This is a genomic window from Enterobacter cloacae complex sp. OE43NF, from assembly GCF_023544405.1.
Classification (GTDB): domain Bacteria; phylum Pseudomonadota; class Gammaproteobacteria; order Enterobacterales; family Enterobacteriaceae; genus Enterobacter; species Enterobacter cloacae.
This window is the reverse complement of sequence record NZ_JAMJFW010000054.1, coordinates 1-20,618: the sequence shown is the minus strand read 5'-3', so window position 1 is coordinate 20,618 and position 20,618 is coordinate 1. Positions and strand designations below refer to the sequence as shown.

At 53.2% G+C, this 20,618-nt stretch carries 17 protein-coding genes; 5 read left to right on the top strand and 12 right to left on the bottom strand.

Annotated features, from left to right (window positions below; genetic code table 11):
• Positions 1-197: 197 nt before the first annotated feature.
• On the top strand, positions 198-1,106 hold the full coding sequence (feaR, locus tag M8370_RS19670; protein ID WP_029882835.1) for a transcriptional regulator FeaR: 909 nt from the start codon (positions 198-200) through the stop codon (positions 1,104-1,106).
• Here the strand turns inward: feaR and M8370_RS19665 are convergent, their stop codons facing one another.
• The 3 genes from M8370_RS19665 to M8370_RS19655 are packed head-to-tail and all read right to left on the bottom strand — an operon-like array spanning position 1,107 to position 4,259.
• Complete coding sequence (locus M8370_RS19665) at positions 1,107-1,424, bottom strand: YdbL family probable chaperone protein (protein ID WP_028028066.1); 318 nt, start codon at positions 1,422-1,424, stop codon at positions 1,107-1,109.
• A gap of 7 nt (positions 1,425-1,431) precedes the next feature.
• Complete coding sequence (locus M8370_RS19660) at positions 1,432-1,623, bottom strand: YnbE family lipoprotein (protein WP_020688201.1); 192 nt, start codon at positions 1,621-1,623, stop codon at positions 1,432-1,434.
• Complete coding sequence (locus M8370_RS19655) at positions 1,620-4,259, bottom strand: YdbH family protein (RefSeq protein WP_250021625.1); 2,640 nt, start codon at positions 4,257-4,259, stop codon at positions 1,620-1,622. Before M8370_RS19655 ends, M8370_RS19660 begins: the two co-directional genes overlap by 4 nt.
• Before the next feature lie 210 nt (positions 4,260-4,469).
• Here M8370_RS19655 and M8370_RS19650 point away from each other — a divergent pair, with 210 nt between their 5' ends.
• Positions 4,470-5,459, top strand: coding sequence for a 2-hydroxyacid dehydrogenase (locus M8370_RS19650; RefSeq protein WP_013096773.1), 990 nt, complete (start codon positions 4,470-4,472; stop codon positions 5,457-5,459).
• Between the two features lie 39 nt (positions 5,460-5,498).
• Here the strand turns inward: M8370_RS19650 and M8370_RS19645 are convergent, their stop codons facing one another.
• The 5 genes from M8370_RS19645 to dcp form a co-directional block, all read right to left on the bottom strand.
• Positions 5,499-6,707, bottom strand: a complete 1,209-nt coding sequence (locus tag M8370_RS19645; protein ID WP_155022156.1) for an MFS transporter — start codon at positions 6,705-6,707, stop codon at positions 5,499-5,501.
• Positions 6,708-6,907: 200 nt separating this feature from the next.
• Positions 6,908-9,490 (bottom strand): bifunctional diguanylate cyclase/phosphodiesterase, encoded by a 2,583-nt coding sequence (locus M8370_RS19640; RefSeq protein WP_250021624.1) that lies wholly within the window; start codon positions 9,488-9,490, stop codon positions 6,908-6,910.
• 210 nt (positions 9,491-9,700) lie between these two features.
• Entirely contained in the window at positions 9,701-10,819 is a 1,119-nt protein-coding gene (gene asd, locus M8370_RS19635; RefSeq protein WP_250021623.1) for an aspartate-semialdehyde dehydrogenase, read from the bottom strand.
• Positions 10,820-11,143: 324 nt separating this feature from the next.
• Positions 11,144-11,953 carry a DUF6694 family lipoprotein gene (locus M8370_RS19630; RefSeq protein ID WP_114518743.1) on the bottom strand — a complete coding sequence of 270 codons (810 nt, stop codon included), beginning with the start codon at positions 11,951-11,953 and terminating at the stop codon, positions 11,144-11,146.
• A gap of 221 nt (positions 11,954-12,174) precedes the next feature.
• Entirely contained in the window at positions 12,175-14,208 is a 2,034-nt protein-coding gene (dcp, locus tag M8370_RS19625; protein WP_250021622.1) for a peptidyl-dipeptidase Dcp, read from the bottom strand.
• A 143-nt stretch (positions 14,209-14,351) separates the two neighbouring features.
• On the opposite strand from dcp, the gene ydfG reads away from it, so the two are divergent.
• A complete protein-coding gene (gene ydfG / locus M8370_RS19620; protein ID WP_020688209.1) occupies positions 14,352-15,098 on the top strand; it encodes a bifunctional NADP-dependent 3-hydroxy acid dehydrogenase/3-hydroxypropionate dehydrogenase YdfG in 747 nt (248 codons plus the stop codon).
• Between the two features lie 91 nt (positions 15,099-15,189).
• Entirely contained in the window at positions 15,190-15,876 is a 687-nt protein-coding gene (locus M8370_RS19615) for a GntR family transcriptional regulator (protein WP_013096780.1), read from the top strand.
• Positions 15,877-15,908: 32 nt separating this feature from the next.
• Here the strand turns inward: M8370_RS19615 and M8370_RS19610 are convergent, their stop codons facing one another.
• Positions 15,909-16,340, bottom strand: a complete 432-nt coding sequence (locus M8370_RS19610) for a universal stress protein (RefSeq protein ID WP_038419309.1) — start codon at positions 16,338-16,340, stop codon at positions 15,909-15,911.
• Between the two features lie 289 nt (positions 16,341-16,629).
• Between M8370_RS19610 and ydfZ the strand changes: the two genes are divergently transcribed.
• A complete protein-coding gene (gene ydfZ, locus M8370_RS19605; protein ID WP_013096785.1) occupies positions 16,630-16,833 on the top strand; it encodes a putative selenium delivery protein YdfZ in 204 nt (67 codons plus the stop codon).
• Between the two features lie 42 nt (positions 16,834-16,875).
• Here ydfZ and M8370_RS19600 read toward each other — a convergent pair whose 3' ends face one another.
• From M8370_RS19600 to M8370_RS19590, 3 genes are all read right to left on the bottom strand, one after another.
• A complete protein-coding gene (locus tag M8370_RS19600; protein ID WP_250021621.1) occupies positions 16,876-18,339 on the bottom strand; it encodes a mannitol dehydrogenase family protein in 1,464 nt (487 codons plus the stop codon).
• Between the two features lie 224 nt (positions 18,340-18,563).
• Positions 18,564-20,102: an MFS transporter gene (locus M8370_RS19595; protein ID WP_038419307.1), complete on the bottom strand. Its 1,539-nt coding sequence runs from the start codon at positions 20,100-20,102 to the stop codon at positions 18,564-18,566.
• Positions 20,103-20,129: 27 nt separating this feature from the next.
• Positions 20,130-20,618, bottom strand: a 489-nt coding sequence (locus M8370_RS19590) for a glucuronate isomerase (protein ID WP_250021620.1), incomplete at its 5' end; no start/stop codon positions are given.

The window sequence follows — 20,618 nt, the reverse complement described above, 5'->3', positions numbered from 1 at the left end:
AGAGGCCTTTCGCATTCCCGCTTTTGTCTGTGTGACATTCGCTTTGCCACCTGTGACAGGTGCCGCAATTCGTGATAATTCCGCCTTATAACGCTGTTACCGGTGAGTGTTCTTTCCTATAGTCAGCCTCATGATTCTGACAAAACGCAACACAAATGCAACAATGCGAAAACATTGATGGCGCAGCGAGATAAACGATGGCATGTGTAAGCGAACAGGAACGGTATCAGCAGTGGCTGGCGCAAATTAACCATGTCTGCGGGCGCTTTAACGCGCGTCCTTTAGAGGGGGAATTCTTCGGCGAGCTGGAAACCAGCTACGCCCGAAGCCTGAAGTTAAGTACCGTCACCGCAGGCGGGGTTAATTTGTTCCGCTCCCGTCAGGAGATCGCCCAGAGCAATGATGCCTGGTTTTATACCGTGTTCCAGCTTGAAGGCAGCGCGCAGATTGAGCAGGACGATCGCCGCGCGGTGCTGAACGCCGGCGACATTACGCTTCTTGATGCCGCTCGTCCCTGCTCCATCAACTGGCAGCAAAAATCCCGTCAGATTTCCCTGCTGGTTCCCCGTCAGATTATTGAGCAACAGTGTCGTTTTCAGGAGGTAAGCTGCGCCCTCGCGCTCTCCCGCTCGTTGCCAACCGTACAGCTAAGCCATCGCCTGCTGCTGGAGAGCATGGGAAATGCCAACCTGAGTGACCGGGAGAGCGAAGCCGCGCTGGAAGCGATGATCTGCCTGCTCCGCCCGGCGTTTCAGCAGCGCGATGCGGTGCAGCCGCGTAAGGAGCGCCAGTTCAGGAACGTTCTGTCGCTGATTGATGACCATATTCAGTCGGAATCCCTGCGTCCGGAATGGATTGCCGCAGAGAGCGGCATGTCGGTGCGCAGCCTGTACCGCATGTTTGCCGATAAGGGGCTGGTGGTAGCGCAGTACATCAAAAATCGTCGGCTGGATCTGTGTGCGCAGGTGTTGCGCTCCGCCAGCGACGAGGAAAAGCTGGCGGGAATTGGCTATAGCTGGGGGTTTGCCGACCATAGCCATTTTTCAACGGCGTTTAAGCAGCGTTTTGGCGTCTCACCGGGCGAGTACCGCAAGCGCTTTCGCTGATTACTTCTTCAGCCATTTTCCGTTAATGCCCTTCACGTATTCTCCCGGCTGCGCGCGGGCCACCAGCTTTTGCCCGGCCATCTTCGCCACTTCATCAACCGGCAGGTTATTGCTGTCCGCCAGCTTCTGGTAGCTTTCCGTACGCGCCGCGTTGATGCGGCTCACCAGCGCCAGCGTTTCGGGGTCTTGTTTCACCGGGGCAAGATACCCACTCAGGGTTTCCCCGACCCGCCCCTGCGCCCGGGCCTCGTTTAAGGTCAGGGTTGCCGCCTGCACGTTCATGCCCAGCGCCAGTAACATCAGAGCTAATCGTTTCATGGCGTCCTCAGAACAGATCGCTGCGCGATTTCAGCAGGGTTTCAACGTCTTTATCGACTTTAATGTGGATCTCATGTTCGATTTTGACGTTCATATTGATGGTAATCGGCTCCTTCGGCGCAGCGACTTCAATGCGCGGCGTACAGCCGGTCAAGAGCGCGGCAACGGCGACGGTGAGTACACCAGCCCTCATTTTCATTGTTGTTCCTCACTTTCCTTGCCAGTCGAACTGCGGATACCAGGTAGCGCCGCGTGTTGCTCAAACCAGGTTTGTAGATTGTCTCCAAAGCGCAGGCTACGCCAGAGAGTAAAGACGTTCTCGTCATGGGTGTAGTTAAGATTCACGGAGCTGCTTTTGCCATCAACCCGACTGGTGCCTTTGAGGGTCGCCTGCATGGTTAATTCACCCAGATTATCTAAATTGAGTCTTGTCCACGACTGTGAAATTTCCATATAGCGGAGCCAGTTAATCGCTGCTCCTGCAACCATATTATCGTTGACGATGGCATCAGCGGTGTCTTTATCAATACGCAGCGTCATCGGCCCCGGATTGGTTAGCCAGCCATCTTTAATGATCCATTTTTCATTGTCCAGCCAGAACGGTAGCGCCCCGCTTACCGGGCCAGACAGGGCAAACTGCTTCGGATTAATGGCGCTGATCAGCTCGCTGGAGGAGATGTTGTCCACGCGCAGCAGCGCCGGGTCATGCTGCGGCATTCTGAGCTGCTGCATGGTGATTTTCCCGCCGAGGGTCTCCACCTTGACGTTGGTCAGCAGCAGCGGGTTTTCCTCGCTCCACGGATAGTCACCCTGCAGGTCTGCGGTGATGTTGCGCGCGGTCACCAGGTTTTCCACTTCGCCAATACGCAGCGTAACGGGGCCGCGCGTACCCAGCGACCAGGTGCCCTCGCTAAAACGGAACGGCAGCACAAAACCCACACCGTTGATCTGGTTGTCTGGCATCCAGGCGCTACCGGATTTCAGTACACCGTGGCCGCCAGCTTCAAAGCCCTGATCGGCAGCGGCAGAGAAGGCCACCTGCGCATAAAGCTCACCGTCGCGCAGCGTCATTTTCCAGTCTGGCGGGATCAGTGGCTGGAACACGGTAAGGGATTGTTTTGGCCACCAGGCCTGACCGCGAAGGCGTTCCCCGTCCCAGCGACCGTTGACCTGCACCGGGCCGATGGCCTCGGCATGCAGATCGCCTTTGAACTGGAATATCGTCGGGTCTGTTCCGTCAACGCTGAAGGTCAGCACCGACGGGGGCAACACGCTGCCGCCCGCAAAACGGGTCTCTCCGGCATTGAGCGACAGCGCACCGCTAAATGTCGGCGTGACAGGGTCACGAACCCAGCGTACCGGTTTATCCAGCACCAGACGCGGTTTACTGACTTCCATGGTGCCGTACTGCAGCTTGTCAAAGCCGGTTGAGAGCGCGGTCAGCTCGATGAGTTTGTCGCGCCATTCGCCTTTTCCGGCCACATCCCAGCGCGCGTTCATTGGCGTAAAGCCACCTTTGCCCCAGTAACGCCACTGCCAGAGGCCGTTATCGGGTAAAAAGTCGTTGGCCTGGCCGTCCAGGTGGAGTTCAAAATCCCCCATCTCGTTCTCATGGGCGCGCAGAATCGCCTGCAGACGACCATCCACGCCCTTTTGCGTGAGCTTCACGCCCGCCAGCGGCCAGCGAATTTCGTCGATATCCAGTGAATCAATAATGCGCCCGCGCGAACGCAGCAGCGCTCCCGGCTCAAAGGCAAGCTGCGGATCGTTCAGGCTGCCGGTCAGTCTGGCCGGGAGTCTGGCGTAAAGCACCAGATCGTCCTGTTTGGCCTCGCCGCTCAGGTGAAGCGGCATGTCGCTGTTTTCCAGGCTGAGCCTGCCCGGCCCGAGATTCAGCACAGCGTTACCCTTCCCGGCATCGCCCTGAGTCAGAACATTGAGGCGTCCGGTAAAGGTGGCTTTTTCCAGCCCCTGCTGCCAGTTATCCACCCGGAGACCCACGCGGCCGCTCATCGGCATGCCGGACAGGTTCCAGTTCCAGCGTCCGTCGCTGATATTCAGCTGTTGTGCCGTGATCTGCCACGGTAAATCGAGCAGCGGATCGGGGTTGTCCCGCGCCATCACCAGCAGTTGCCCCTGATTCTCCTCCCAGTCCAGATCGGCATCGACCAGCGAGGTGAGCTGTGGCACGTTAAAAGTCGCGACCGCATGGCCTTTCACCGGCACGCCATCCGGCACCAGCGGCAGGGTAAACTCACCCACCAGCTTTACGGGCGGCACCTGGCCGGGGAGTTGTACATCAAGCTGACTAACCGAGAGAGTCTGGCCGCGTAACTGCCCTTTGAAACTGACCTGCTCACCGTTGTAGGTCACCGCCTGTACCGCAGGCGTCAGTGAGGCATGCAGTTCCCCTTCCCACTGTTGCCAGGGAGACAGGGTAAGACGGCGGATAGTGAGCCAGGTATTAGGCAGCACCGACTGCCATTGTGCCAGGGTTTTTGGCGCAACGGTTGAGGGGGCAGACTGGGGAATTTTACTGAGGCACACCGTGTTAAGTTCAAGCGCACCAATATCCAGATTCCAGCGGCTGGGGTGCGACAGCGTGGCGTTTTCAACCCTGGCAATCTCGCAATCCTCAACCAGATAGCGCAGATTGGGGATCACCAGCGCGTGACGGGTCAGTTTGGGGCTTTCCTCAAAGGCGATACGTGTACCGACAGGCAACCAGATACCGGCGAGGGTCGGTACCCACTGGGCGAGCGTCATTAGCAGCGTCAGCGGCAATAAAATCAACAGCAATAAGAGCGCAATCGCGGCTTTGTATTTACCCTTCATGGGCAGTTAATATCCTGATTTAGCGAGAGAATTAAGCCGACAGTGCCGATCATTGTCGCATGTTTAGTCAATCAGTTGAAGTAAATGCCAGTTTTAAGAATAGATGCTCTAAAATAATTGATAGAACTTATTGATTTAAATAATATTTTAGAAATTGTAAGATTATTTTAATCATGCTAACGTGGATGTAAAATCACTGGAGAAAGTCTTATGAAACTCGCGGTATATAGCACAAAGCAGTACGACAAAAAGTATCTGCAACATGTTAACGAGGCTTACGGGTTCGATCTTGAATTTTTCGACTTTCTGCTGACCGAAAAAACCGCTAAAACGGCGCACGGCTGTGAAGGCGTCTGCATCTTCGTGAACGATGACGGTAGTCGTCCGGTACTGGAAGAGCTGAAAAAGCACGGCGTAAAGTATATCGCCCTGCGCTGCGCTGGCTTCAATAACGTCGATCTTGATGCGGCGAAAGAGCTGGGGCTGAAGGTGGTTCGTGTTCCGGCCTACTCCCCGGAAGCGGTCGCGGAACATGCTGTGGGTATGATGATGTCCCTGAACCGTCGTATTCACCGCGCTTATCAGCGTACCCGAGATGCGAACTTCTCGCTGGAAGGACTGACCGGCTTTACCATGTACGGTAAAACCGCAGGCGTGATCGGTACCGGTAAAATCGGCGTGGCCGCCCTGCGCATTCTGAAAGGCTTTGGTATGCGCCTGCTGGCGTTTGACCCGTATCCAAGCGCCGCCGCGCTGGAGCTGGGCGTGGAATATGTCGATCTCCCGACCCTGTTCTCCCAGTCTGACGTGATCTCCCTGCACTGCCCGCTCACACCGGAAAACTACCACCTGTTAAATCAGACCGCGTTTGAGCAGATGAAAGACGGCGTGATGATCATCAACACCAGCCGCGGCGGGCTGATTGACTCTCAGGCGGCGATTGAAGCGCTGAAAACCCAGAAAATTGGCGCGCTGGGGATGGACGTGTATGAGAACGAACGCGATCTGTTCTTTGAAGACAAGTCTAACGACGTCATTCAGGACGACGTGTTCCGTCGCCTGTCAGCCTGCCATAACGTACTGTTTACCGGACACCAGGCGTTCCTGACCGCTGAGGCGCTGATCAGCATTTCCGAAACCACGCTGGGGAATTTACAGCAGCTGGAAAACGGCGAAGCGTGTCCTAACGAGATAGTCTAAGCCTGACATGCCGGGTGGCGGTTGCGCCCGGCACATACGCTACGCCCCGTCCGGGGCGTTATCGGTCTGCCAGGTCCGGTTCGGGAAGCGCCACCAGAGCAGGACCGCCGCCAGGGCAATAGCGCTCAGCACACTGAAGGCCGTCGCAAAAGAGTAGTGTCCGGCGATCGTCCCGGTTAAGGCAGGGCTCATCGATGCGCCAACCCCCTGCATCAGCATGACCACGCTCTGCCCGGCATTAACGTGCCCGCTCCCACGCAAAAGCACCACGATAAATGACGGCACCACCACGCCCAGGATCCCGGCGGCAAGACCATCAAGAATTTGTACCGGGATCATCATAAACGGTGCATCGGTAGACGCAGCCAGCGCCGCGCGTACCGGCATGATTAACAGCGCCAGCATAATTAAACGCCAGTACCCATCGCGTTCGATTCGCCTGGAGGCCAGGATAGCCACCGGGATCATCACCGCCTGCGAAATAATCACCGTCGCCGCAGCAAACACGCCGGGATTAACGCTGGCCGGTGCGGCAGCGACCCGCATGCTGAGCATCGGCAACAGGGCCGCATTCGCCAGATGGAACAGCAGCAGCGTCAGCCCGGTCACGAACAGGGCTCTGTTTTTCATCAGTACGGCGAAACCCGGCACCGGCTGATGTTCTGACACGTTCAGGCCGCGCGCCGCCTCGTTGTCGATATCCTTATTGCGTATCGTCAGCAGCGAACAGAGCGTTAACAGCGTTGTACAGGTCATCAGCAGGAAGATGCCCCCAATGCCCCAGTACCACGCAATGCCCCCGGCGATCAGTGCCGTGAGGAAATTCCCACCGTGATTGAACGCCTCATTTTTGCCCATCTGCGCGCTAAACCCGCTCTGCCCCGTCAGCCCCAGAGTGATCCCGGTGATAAGCGGCCCCACGAACGCCGCGCAGATCCCGGTGACAATTTGCGAGAGCGCGACAACGCCACTCTGCTGGCTAAACCAGAGCAGCAGCGTACTCAGGGTGATCAGCAAACAGAGCAGCGCCAGAACGGAACGTTTGTTTTTGGTGGTGTCGGTGATGAACCCCGCCGGCAGCGTGGCCAGAAGTCCTGCCAGACCTCCGGCGGTCATCAGCAAACCGATGTCATCCGGCGTCCAGTGCCGCTGCGTCAGGAAGATACCGAGAAAAGGACCGAGACCGTCACGGACGTCAGCGATAAAAAAACTCGTCAGGCACAACGCCCGCAGTGAACGAAGAGACATACTTCCTGCCTTTTGTCGGGATGGCTGGCTCGGTTAGCGGCGGCCTGAATCTCAAGTTCGCCGGGAAATCAAAACGTTGAGCCGAGTTTATCAGCCAGACGTCAGAGCGAAAACTACGCGATTTGATTACAGGCACGCCGGGTAACGCTGCGCTTACCCGTCCTACCGGATCAGCAGGCCCAGGCAAGCAGCATGTACCCTTAATAGATTACGTGGTTGGTTTTTAGATTTAAATCTGCAATCGCCGCCGGTTTGCCGAGTAAATATCCCTGGACTTCGTCACACTTATTTTTCTTCAGGAACGACAATTGTTCTACGGTTTCGACACCTTCTGCGGTGACCTCCATGGAATAGGCTTTACCCAGATCGATGATCTTCTCGACCACCGACTGGTTCTGTGTCGAATCCCCTAAAGAAAAAATAAAGCTTTTATCGAGCTTTAAGCCATCAAACTGGAACTTCCGCAGATAGCTCAGAGAGGCATAGCCGGTACCGAAATCATCAATCAGAATACGCACCCCCATTTTTTTCAGGGCCATCATGGTCTGCAACGTTTTCTCTGGATTAGAGAGCGTGACATTTTCAGTCACCTCTATTTCCAGCCGGGTAGGCTCAAGCCCGGTTTCATCAAGAATAGCTTTTATTCTTTCGGCGAGATCGCTTGCCTGGAATTCAATGGCTGAAATATTGACTGAAACCGAAAGCCCTGGCAGTTTTTCATGCGTCTCTGTACAGGCCTTACGAATGACCCAGTTGCTGAGGTTGATGATGAGCCCCGTTTCTTCAGCGAGTGGAATAAACTGATCGGGCATCATGTTTCCGCGTTCAGGATGCTGCCAGCGAACCAGGGCTTCTACGGCGTCGATGCGTGAATGTCTGAGGTTATAACGCGGCTGATAAACCAGATAGAGCTGGTCTTCCCGAATTGCGGTCTTCAGCGCTAATTCCAGCTTTCTGCGCTCGGTCAGCTTTTCCGACATATCCTGACGATAATAGACCCATCGGTTTCGACCGGATTGTTTAGCCTGATAAAGCGCAATATCAGCATAGCGTAAAAGGTCGTTTGCACTGGTACTGTCCTGGGGAGCCAGAGCAATGCCCATGCTGACGCCGATGGTCACATCATTGCCATCAATGATGAACGGGCGGTTGAGTTCTTGCACGATGCGATGACACACCTCTTCTATGTGGTCCAGGTGTCGGGTGTTGTCGAGAAGCAGCATAAATTCGTCCCCGCCCTGTCGTGCGACAAAATCACCGCGACGAACACATTGTTTAAGCCGTAAGGCAACCTCGCCAAGCAGGGCATCGCCCGTTGAGTGGCCGAAAATATCATTCACCGGTTTAAACTTGTCCAAATCAAGGCAAATCATGGCAAAGGGGGAATTGTGGATATCCTCTTTAGCCAACTGTCCTGTGAGGAACTCCTTAATATGGTACCGGTTGGGAAGGCCCGTTAATTCGTCATGGCGTGACAGGAATTCAACGCGTTTGGTGGCTTCCACTTCCAGAGAAACATCCGATGCTGCCCCCCGTAAAACCACCGTGCCATCAGGCTGAGCAGAGAATTTTGCCAGAAGAGTGCAGTACGAAGTTGACCGTTGAGCGTTAGTGTACGGGCAGTTCTTAAATTCAAAGCGCCCCGATAACTCACGCCGCCTGACGCACGTATTTAATAAACCGTTTGTCGAAGGAAAAAGCGCATCCAGCTTGCGTCCCAGCCACTGACTCTCGTCATAGCCCGTGACAGTCGTAAAACGCCCTGATAGCCAGGTGATCGTTAACGATAAATCCGTTTCCCAGAACCAGTCACTGGTGGTTTCACTGACATCCCTGAAGCGTTTTTCACTGGTAATCAGATTTAACCGAGCCTGCTCAAGGAGAAAGATATTTTCGTCATGAATTTTTGCCTTGTGCAAAATATGACGCATCAGGATCGCCGTCAGCGCGAGGGTCAGAAGGACAGACAGAATGAGCAAGGGTAAAAAATAAATGATCAATGCCTGGCCAGGGTTTTCTGTGTCCCAGATAATGTGGACTGGGCCATTCTGGGTACGTAACGTTAATGCTGTCAGACTGTCTGTTTCAGCAAGGGCGTCAGAAGAGACCGCGCGGACGTTTTCGATCCCTGCATCGTGCCCAATCGCAACCAGTTTCTTAGCCGTTAAGGTGTCGATAAACAACATGGTTGATGGCTTACCGGGCAACGGCTGCACGCTGGTATCATCTCCCGTCGTTATCCATGCCGCAGAAACTATGGCGGGGACGGAATGGATAAGCGTGAGCATGGAGACCGGCAGTCCATTTTTACTGCCCGTCTCACTGAGTAAATGGTCTATGGTGGATTGATCTAACCAGCGTTCCAGCTCTTCGTGCTTCAGTTTCCCGTCAAGCACGCTGTAACGGGTGGTTTCCTCCGGGGACAGCACAAACACGCCTTCGTAGCCAAAGTTATCATACAGAGACTTGCCCAGATTCTGCTTATCCCATGCCCAGTTCAGGTCAGTTTTTTGATGAAGATGTTTGTAAGCACCTCCCCACTCAGCATTGTCTTTCAAATGGCTGCGCATGTTTTCCTGGCGGGCGTCTAATGCTTGCCTTAACAAAAACTCGTCATGTTTATCGCTGATTTTATTAACATTGTTTTTAATGATCAGCAATGACACTATCGCTGCAATAAAAATACCTATCAACAAGGTAACAATATAGGTAAACGTTTTATTTATCAGTCCTTTAGAATGCTCGCTATCCGTAAAGCCAGGGGTCTTCTGAGGTATGGTCATTCTTCGCCTTCTTAACTGCTATTACGTCATTTTTGTGCTATCCACAGTTATCGGCAAAAAAACACAAATTTTTATAGCGAAGCCTCCTTAAGCAAAACATTGTTTATTTTTTTAACTCAGATCAAATTATTCCGCATTAACGCGCATAAAAAACCGGACTGTCCGCCCGGTTCTGTTTTCAGCTAATAATGAACAACAGGTCTAAACCCATTATATTCTGTTAAGCAAAATATTAAGCATGCGGCGTAATGGTTCCGCTGCCCCCCATAATAGTTGATCCCCCACGGTCAATACCGAATAAACAGGTTCATTATTTAGCGCCATTTTTTTATAACGCCCTACGCCAACCTTAAGCGTGCCGCTAATATGTGTGGGAGTAAGCTGGCTGACGCTGGCTTCTTTATTATTAGGGACGTATTTTACCCAAGGGTGAGCGTCGCTTACCCTTTTAGCAAATTCAGCTTCATCCACTTCGCGTTTGAGTTTCATTGTAATGGCCGCACTATGGCACCTGATTACACCAACACGAATGCACAGACCATTAACCGGGATGGTGCCTTTTTTCAGGCCAAGGATTTTATTTGTTTCTGCTTCTCCCTTCCACTCTTCGCGGCTATTGCCATCCCCCAGGTCGCTATCAATCCAGGGAATGATGCTCCCCATCAGCGGCGCGCCAAAATTCTCAACAGGCAAGTCACTGCTGTTAATCAGTTCGCTGACTTTATTGACCAGAGGAAGCACCGAGCCTGCGTTTTCCAGCTCATCGGGGGTTAAATTTCGGGTGACAAATGCACTTTGGGCGATCAACTCGCGAACATGCTTTGCACCCGCACCCGACGCCGACTGATAGGTCATCACGCTCATCCATTCAATGAGATCGGCCTTGATCAAACCGGCGAGCCCCATCAGGCTTAAGGTGATTGAACAGTTTCCGCCTACAAAAAGTTTACCGCCCTTTTTGATGGAATCATCGATATTTACACGGTTCACAGGATCCAGGATGATACAGGCTCTTTCGTCCATTCGCAGCGTTGATGCGGCATCGATCCAGTAACCTTCCCAACCATGATCAATTAATGACTGATACATCGATTTTGTATATTCACCGCCCTGGCAGGTAATGATGATATCCATTTCCGCCAGCGCATCCAGTGAATACGCATCTTTAAGTACCGAACGGACACCATTAATGACAGGCCCAGGTGCCCCAACAGAAGACGTACTAAAAAAACTGGCTGCAATATCATTAAAATCATTTTCTTCGACCATGCGTTGCAGCAATACTGACCCAACCATACCGCGCCAACCAACAATGCCAACCTGCTTCACGGGTTTACCTCAATGACGTTACAAAAGTGTTAAGAGAGGTAAAGTTTATAACCCGTTAAATCCCGCGCGTCATTCTTTATTTTACTCGTTTTTGCAATAATAAGAATGTTTAATAAGGGGTTAGCGAAACTGATGAATATTGTGTTTGTGTTCAAGTCAAAAAAAATAGATATCTTTAATTAGGCTGTTTAAAACGATTTTATGCCCCTCGGAAACATAAAGTCATAGTTATCAGCGAAGCCGATGCCCACACCGATGCGCCGTTTGCAACGCCACCTTTCCTCAACGCATAAAAAACCCGCCGGTTGGCGGGTCGGTTAGTCTTTAAAGATCAGAGATTTTTTTCTTCAACTCTTCAAGCCTGCTGTTATCTTCCTCAGTGAAAATTGTTGCATCATACAACATCTGATTATCAGTACCGTCCACTCTTACGAGTGTCACAGTCAAAACAGCGTCTTTTGGGGCATAAAGTACACCCCATTCAGAATTCTTAGGGGGGGCAATAGCCCATGTGGCTTCTTCATTTGGCTTAAGCCCCTCAGGAATATCATAGAAAAAATTACTTACCAGCCATGGTACTGAGTATCCCTCGCTTGCCATCACTCCGTGCAGGTACGCTCTGGAGATAACGGTATCAGTATTATTTTTAACAACCAGTCTAATTACGGGTTGTGGCTTACCGTCTTGCTCAGGCTCCATGGTAAATCTGGATGATAAAACCTGGATTTTCATCAACTCTTTTTTAGCCACGTCAGCGTCAGCTTTTTTCTCTTCCAGCGCTTTGATTTCCTGAGTCATCTTTTCTTTTAACTTCATCTCTCTCTCAGCAGTGACTTGCTGTGCGTAAGAGATTATTTCTTCACCCGTCTTACCAGACAGGCTTTCGCGCATCTTTTTGCTTATCTCTTCGTTATCATTATTTGAAGTGGAACGCATCAGGTCAGCCATATTGATGTTACTGAATGCCACAACCTTTAAGGCGTTATCGAATTCCTCCCGTTTATTTTCCGGAAGTGAATCTCTGACTTTGGCTATCGAGGATTTCATTGCAGCATCAGTTGAAGAATCAATTTTGGGTTTATCGCACCCGACGAGTAAGCAAGAAAGTAATAACACACCAACAATTTTCTTCATGTTCCTGTTCCATCAGTAAAAAATTAAGATTAATCCTACCAGAGTTTGACCATACGACAAAATCTACTTGTGCATGTTATTGGAAATTTGTTGCATACCAGACGAAACCCTTAGCTTTAACTGCTTCGCCAGTGCGGAGCAAAATTAGAGGCGTTTTAGAGAAGAGAAACTGGACAAAAAAACCGGGCTTCCGCCCGGTCCTGTTTAAGCCAAAATTGACGCTACTCGCTCAGCCCGCGATTCTCCAGCATCGGCTCAATCTTCGGAGCGTGCCCGCGCCAGGTTCGGTACAGTTCAGCTAAATCCGTGCTGTTCCCGCGCGACAGAATCGCCTCACGGAATTTTTGTCCATTCTCGCGGGTTAAACCGCCCTGCTCGACAAACCACTGATAGCCATCATCCGCCAGCATCTGCGTCCACAGGTAGGCGTAATAACCTGCCGCATAGCCGCCGCCGAAGATATGCGCGAAGTAGCTGCTGCGATAACGTGGCGGTACGGCGGGCAGATCCAGCCCCTCTTTTTCCAACGCTGCTTTTTCAAATTCCTCTACGCTCGAAACGGCCTCACGAATGCCGTGCCAGTTCATGTCCAGCAGCGCGGCGCTGAGCGTTTCCGTCATGTCATAGCCTTTGTTGAAATGGGTTGCGTTGAGCATGCTATCTCGCAGCGCGCCCGGCATCGGTTCGCCGGTCTCGTAATGGCGGGCATAGTGGGTAAATACCTGCGGGTGGCTGGCCCAGTGCTCATTGATTTGCGACGGGAACTCAACAAAATCACGCGGGGTATTGGTCCCGGACAGCGTGGCGTAGCGCTGACTGGCAAACAGGCCGTGCAGCGTATGACCAAATTCGTGGAACAGGGTTATTACATCATCCCAGGAGAGCAGCGCGGCGCCTCCGTGGCTGGGTTTTTGATAGTTACACACGTTGTAGATAACTGGACGGGAGGCAAATTCATATGATTGCTCGACGAAATTCCCCATCCACGCTCCGCCCTGTTTCGAATCGCGGGCGAAGAAATCGCCGTAGAACAGCGCCATGCCTTCTCCGGTGTGGTCGAAAATTTCCCACACGCGGACGTCCGGGTGATACACCGGAATATCGAAGCGCTCGACGAAGCGGATGCCAAACAGCTGGCTGGCCGTCCAGAATACGCCATCATGCAGTACGTTATTGAGCGCAAAATACGGCTTAATTTGCGACTCATCCAGGGCATATTTCGCCTGACGCACACGCTCGGCATAAAAGGCCCAGTCCCAGGCCTGCACGGTGAAGCCGCCCTGCTCATCATCAATGACTTTCTGGATATCGGCCTGTTCCTGCACCGCACGGGTGCGCGCCGCAGGGACAATTCCACGCATAAAGGTCAGTGCGGCCTCCGGCGTTTTTGCCATCTGGTCGGCAATGCTCCAGCTCGCAAAGTCGTCAAAGCCCAAAAGCTGCGCCTGGCGCGCACGCAATGCCGTGAGACGAAGGATCAATTCGCGGGTATCATTTTCATCGCCTTTCTGCGTACGCAGCCAGCCTGCGTTGAACAGGTTTTCACGGGTCTGTCGATTGCGAAGCAGTGAAAGCGCAGGTTGTTGGGTGGTGTTCAGGAGGGGGATTAGCCAGCGATCTTTCAGCCCTTTATCGGCGGCGGCCTGAGCAGCCGTGGCGATCTCCTCTGCGCTTAACCCCTCGAGCTGGTGAACATAATCCACCACCAGCCCGCCCGCCTTATCTGCGGCCAGCAGTCGCTGGTTGAACTGGCTGATCAGTGAGGCGACTTGTGTGTTCAGGTCTTTCAGTTCAGCTTTTTCAGCGTCGTTCAGTCGCGCCCCGGCCAGCACGAAGCGCTGGTGCGTCACTTCAACCAGTCGGCGGGACTCAGCATCCAGCGCCTCACGATCCTGCCAGACGCTCTCCACGCGGGAAAACAACGTGTCGTTGAGCCAGATATCATTGGCCAGCGCGGCCAGCTCGGTTGAGAGCTGTTCTTCCAGCTCCTGAAGGCGGGCATTGGTGTGCGCCGACGTCATGGCAAAGAAAATACTGCTGACGCGCGCGAGCATGGCACCGCTTTTCTCCAGCGCCAGTACCGTATTATCGAAATCGGGTGCTGCCGTTTGCGCGACGATGGCGTCAATATCTGCCCGCTTCTGGCGTATGGCCTCATCAAATGCCGGGCGATAGTGGCTGTCGTTGATTTCATCAAAACGCGGGGCCTGATAAGGCAGCAGGCTAATGTCAAAAAAAGGGTTACGGGTTGACATCTTTTACTCCTGATAACGGTTAACTTTCCCAGAGTAGGCCAGGCCGCCATTGACCGCAATGCGGTCATACAAATGATGCCTTAACGCACCCTCTCAGGGCGTGCTATGTTAGTACAACACAAAAAGCGTTGAGGAACAGTGAGATGATTATTTTAGTTACCGGGGCAACGGCAGGTTTTGGTGAATGCATCACGCGTCGCTTCGTCGCCAACGGCCACAAGGTGATTGCCACCGGCCGCCGTCAGGAGCGTCTGCAGGAGCTGAAAGAAGAGTTGGGTGACAATATCCTGACCGCGCAGCTTGATGTGCGCAACCGCGCCGCCATTGAAGAGATGATTGCCAACCTTCCCGCGCAGTGGCGTGCCATTGACGTACTGGTCAACAACGCCGGTCTGGCGCTGGGTATGGAGCCCGCGCACAAAGCCAGCGTGGAAGACTGGGAAAACATGATCGACACCAACAACAAAGGGCTGGTGTATATGACCCGCGCCGTACTGCCAGGCATGGTGGAGCGCAATCGCGGCCACATTATCAATATCGGCTCGACCGCCGGAAGCTGGCCGTATGCGGGCGGCAACGTCTATGGTGCGACAAAAGCGTTCGTGCGTCAGTTCAGCCTGAACCTGCGTACCGATCTGCACGGCACCGCCATTCGCGTCACGGATATCGAGCCGGGCCTGGTGGGCGGTACCGAGTTCTCCAACGTGCGTTTCAAAGGCGATGACGCGAAAGCAGATAAAACCTACGAAAATGCCAACGCGCTGACGCCGGAAGATGTCACTGAAGCGGTCTGGTGGGTCGCGACGTTGCCAAACCACGTCAATATTAACACCGTAGAGATGATGCCTGTCAGCCAGAGCTTTGCCGGACTTAACGTCCATCGAGGCTGACTCTGCCCTTCCCGGCCTGCGGGCCGGGTCTGTATCAGGGTATAAAAGAATGGTAGTATGTTCAGGCTAACTCTCTGAGAAATGACAACTCATGGCCGCTGAATCGCAACTCAATCCCACCCAGCCCGTTAACCAGCAAATCTATCGCATATTACGACGTGATATTGTGCATTGCCTGATCCCGCCTGGTACCCCGCTTTCAGAAAAAGAGGTATCCGTGCGTTTTGACGTTTCCCGTCAGCCCGTACGTGAGGCGTTTATCAAGCTTGCTGAAAACGGCCTGATTCAGATCCGCCCGCAGCGCGGCAGCTATGTGAATAAAATATCGCTTTCTCAGGTCCGTAACGGCTGTTTTGTCCGTCAGGCCATTGAGTGCGCGGTGGCCCGGCGTGCGGCCACGCTGATGAATGACAACCAGTGTTACTGGCTGGAGCAAAACCTGCATCAGCAGCGTATTGCCATCGACCGCAAACAGCTTAACGACTTCTTTCAGCTCGATGATGAGTTTCACCAGAAGCTGGCGCAAATTGCCGATTGTCAGCTGGCCTGGGATACCATTGAAAACATTAAAGCCACGATCGACCGTGTGCGTTATATGAGTCTTGACCACGTCTCGCCACCGGAAATGTTGCTTCGACAGCATTATGATATTTTCAGCGCGCTGGAAAAACGCGACCCTGACGGTGTGGAAAAAGCGATGACCGTCCATCTGCAGGAGATCAGCGAATCCGTGCAGCTTATTCGGCAGGAAAACAGCGAGTGGTTTAGCGAAGATTAAATTCGCCGCACCCTTTCGGCGCGGCGGAGAGATTAGCGTACAACCAGGACCGGAATAGTGGCGTAGCGCAGGATAGATTCCGCATTTGAACCCAGCAGATGCGTGGTGATAGTCGGGTTTTTTGAACCGATAACAATCACGTCATATTCCCCTTCTTTGCTCATCCTGATAATTTCATCGCGCACGTTGCCGAAACGCACCTCACAATGAATGTCCTCCGGGGAGAGATCGAAGAGACGCGTTAACTCCTTCATCTTTTTGCTGGATTCCGCGGTCATATACTCTTCAAACTTCCTGATATCTGCATTGAATCCGCGAAGTAACGAGCGGCTGCTGTTGGGCAGAATGTTGACCAGGGTTATCGATGCACCTTCAGCCTTCGCCAGGTTGGCCGCGTGCCGCACCGCTTTATCGCTTAAATTCATTTCAAACACATCAACAGGCATCAAGATTTTCTTATACATAAGCCTGACTCCTTATTTCCAGGAAACGTTATTTACTGCATCCAGAGTGCCATCAGGAATATAAACCAGACTTAAACGCTCACCCGTTGAAATTATCAATTAAAGAAAATAACTGTCCGCTTTGTAAATTACCGTCGTGAACCGTCATCGCCCTGCCGAAATGAAGAAAAAAGTGTGAGTTTGATCAAAAACAAAAAAAAGATGTCCAGAGAGGCGTATTTATAGTGCCCCGTGGACGGCACAACCTGAAATAGCGCCGTAACGGATGTGTTAGCGAGGAGAAAATACCATGATGACTTACGACCGTAACCGTAATGCAATTACCACCGGCAGCCGCGTAATGATTAACGGCACCGGGCATACCGGGGTAATTAAAGCGATCCACAGCGAGGGACTGGATGCCGCGCAGGTACGTCGCAGCAAAACGGTGGAAGTGGAAGGATGTGAAGGTAAGTTCGAACCGATTGAACTGATTCGCCTGGGTATGCACTAACCGGTGCGACATCATGCCGCCGCGAACGGCGGCATGACTGAATTACAGCTGTGCCGCGTACTGCGCAACTGTGGCTTTCGCGCCCTTTTGCAGAAGGGTCTGATACGCCGTCATGACCGCCTCCACAAAGCACGTGTCGTGCGGCAGTTCCTTACCGAAGATGGCTTCAATGCCCAGCAGGGCTTTCACCCGACTTTCCCCTTCCGCGCTCCCGTTGACCGCGGCCTGAATCACCGCCAGCTGAGGATCGCTCACGTCGATGGCGTTCCCCTGTTCATCCACCCCGCCGACATAGCGCATCCAGCCCGCCACACCCAGCGCCAGCAGTGGGAAAGGTTTCTGATGCACCAGATGCCAGCGCACGGAATCGAGCATACGCTGCGGAAGTTTCTGGCTGCCGTCCATCGCGATTTGCCAGGTCCGGTGGCGCAGGGCCGGGTTGCTGTAGCGAGCTATCAGCAGATCGGCATAGTGGCCTAAATCAACCCCTTTTACTTTCAGCGTCGGCGCCTGCTCTTTCAGCATCAGCGCGTGGGCGGCACGACGGTAGTGTTCATCTTCCATACAGTCGTTAATGTGCTGATAACCCGCCAGATAGCCAAGGTACGCCAGGAAAGAATGGCTGCCGTTGAGCATCCGCAGCTTCATCTCTTCAAACGGAATAACGTCGGCCACCAGCTCCGCCCCCGCCTTTTCCCACTGCGGACGTCCGGCGACAAAGTTATCTTCAATCACCCACTGACGGAACGGCTCGCAGGCCACGCCCGCCGGATCGCGTACGCCGGTCAGCTGCTCGATTTTATCCAGCGTTTCCGGCGTCACCGCAGGCACAATACGATCCACCATGGTTGACGGGAAGGTGACGTTGGCCTCAATCCACGCGGCCAGCTCCGCGACGACCGCGCGGGCATAGGCGCAGGTGACATTGCGCATAACGTGGCCGTTCTCCGGCATGTTGTCACAGGACATAACGCTAAAGGCAGGCAGCCCCGCCGCTTTGCGTCGCGCCAGCGCTTCAACCACTACACCCGGCGCAGATTTGGGCTGATGCGGGTTTTGCAGGTCGGCCGCAATCAATGGGTGATCGAGCATCAGTTTGCCCGTGGCCGGTGAGTGGCAGTAGCCTTTTTCGGTGATGGTGAGCGACACAATCGCCACCTGCGGCTCACACATCGCCGCCAGTACGGCCTCCAGCCCGTCAACCTGCGCGTGCAGCGCATTTTTGACCACACCGACGACCCGTGATGTCCACGCGTCCGCCGACATTTCGGCCACGGTATAGAGGTTATCCTGCGCGTTCAGATCGGCAATCTGCTGTTCGCCACCAATCAGGTTCACTTCTGTGTAACCCCAGTCGCTGCCGTGTTCAGCGGCCAGAATATCGGCGTACACCGCCTGGTGTGCACGGTGGAACGCGCCAAACCCTAAATGAACAATGCGTGCCTGGAGGCTGCCGCGATCGTACTGAGGCAGCGTCGCTTTCGCCTGTAATAATCGGTTTTCCATGGTTGAGACTCGTTTAATTAAGGAAGCTGAGTTCTGCGACCGCACGTTGGCGCGCGGCCGCGCATGTTGACTACACCAGCCAGAATGGCAGTAACCCCCTGGTGCCTTGCCCACCACCATACGGGTTATGTTCAGCGGAACATTGATTTACATTAACTTTGCGCTAACTGGTGTGATATCAAAATTAAGTTGTGTGACATCTTTCAAAAAGATATATACCAACGTCACACAAGATTACGCGCCGGTTCTGCGCCTGAACGGCCAGCAGGCTCACGGCACAGCCTGTCGTAGGAATACCCCGTCAAATCTTCCACCACACGGCGTGCTTCGGCGGACACCAGCTGGGGAGAACCGTTTGCTTTCAGGCGGTCCAGTTCATCCACGAAGATCTTGTGCGTACGCTTGTTCAGATGGAACGTTAATGCCTGCCACAACGCCAGGATGAGTAAGCCCGCAGTCCCGATGAACATCAGCATTGCGATGGTATGAATGGCCTCCTCCGGCTGTGTCTGGCTGCCCTTCACAAAGCCGCCATTCTGTAATAGCAGCCCCACAATAAAGGTGGCGATGGCCACGGTCGTTTTGCGGGAGAAGGTCATCACCGCCGCGAACAACCCCTCGCGACGCTGGCGACTAACCATCTCGTCAATATCGGGGATGAACGGGAAAACGTTCCACGGCGTAAACTCCAGCACACAGCGACCGACCTGATATAACCCAGCCAGAACAACCAGCGTCGCGACGGTATTAAGTGCCGGAATTTGATACACAGCGAAAAAGCCGCCCAGGCAGAGCATCATCAGCGAGTAGGCAAACACATACAGCTTCGACGGCCCGAATTTAATGATCCCCACTCCCGCAATCAGCGTGACAGGCAGGCCGACGATACTCATCGACAGCAGTGTGCCGGCAAGCGACGAAGAGACATTCAGGCAGTAAACACAGAAGAAGACAAACACGGTGTTGTAGACATCTTTCCCGGTAAACGACAGCAGGTAGATGGCAAGGTGTTTTCTGAAGGCCCGGATTTTCAGCGTTGAACCATATTCTTTAAAGAGGCGACCAAAGGCAGCCAGCTTTTGCGTCAGCGTTCGGGGCGCCGTGCTTGTTTCAAGCTCGGCCAGCATCTCCGGGGTTAACTCGCGTTCCCAGGTCACCTTCCACGAGATAAAGACGCACACCATAAACAGGACGGCAAAAATAACGCCGTTAATCAGATAAGCATGGGCGCTGTTTTCCCCAAAATAGCCAATCAGCAGCCCCGGAATGAACGTCGCCAGGAAGGTACCGGACGCAGAAAGGAACATGCGACAGGTAGAAAGCTTGGTGCGCTGGTTAAAGTCTTTTGTCATTTCCGATGGCAGCGTTTCCCAAGGGATCAATACCATCGCGGCGATAATTTCAAACGCCAGATAGACCGCGAGATAAAAACCGTAGGTCATGCCATCAAGCCACAGTAACGCATAGACCAGCATTAACGGCGCGCCGATCAGCAAAAAGAAGCGTCGACGACCAAATTTTTTACCAAAATAATTTTTGTAAAAATGATCGGTGAAACTTCCCATAAACAGACTGACAATGGCATCGACAATACGCGCGATGGCGACAATGGAGGCTGCCTCAACCGGCGATAGCCCAACGAATGTCGTATAGAAAAATAACAGCCAGGCGCCGATCACGGTAAATGCACCGCCACCCATAATATCCGTTAGTCCGTAGCCGATACTAACCGGAATGGTAATTTTTTTAGCCGCACGAGACATATTTCATCCCCACTTGATGAAGTGAATTTAAAATTTGAAATAATTCTTAGCGTTGTCGTGGCAAATATTTTTAATCATCCGCGTGAGAATATCGTTATTATCAGGGACTTCTCCCCGCTCCACCCAACCGCCGATCATATTGCATAGAATGCGGCGAAAATAATCGTGGCGGGTATAGGAGACCAGGCTGCGGGAGTCGGTCAGCATGCCGACAAAATTCATTAACAGCCCCTGATCTGCCAGGCTGTTGAGCTGGTTTTCCATCCCGCGACGGGTGTCGTTAAACCACCAGCCGGAGCCGAATTGCATCGGTGATTTCACTCCCAGTTCTGCACTCTGAAAATTGGCGATCGTCGTCGCGACAATATCGTTGTAGCTGGGGTTGAGGTTATACAGGATGGTTTTTGGCAGCGCGTCTGCAAGGGCCATGGCATCCAGCAGCTGATTAATATTCGCAGCAAGATTGACCTGATCCGTCAGTGAATCAAACCCGGTATTTATGCCCAGGGCACGGTA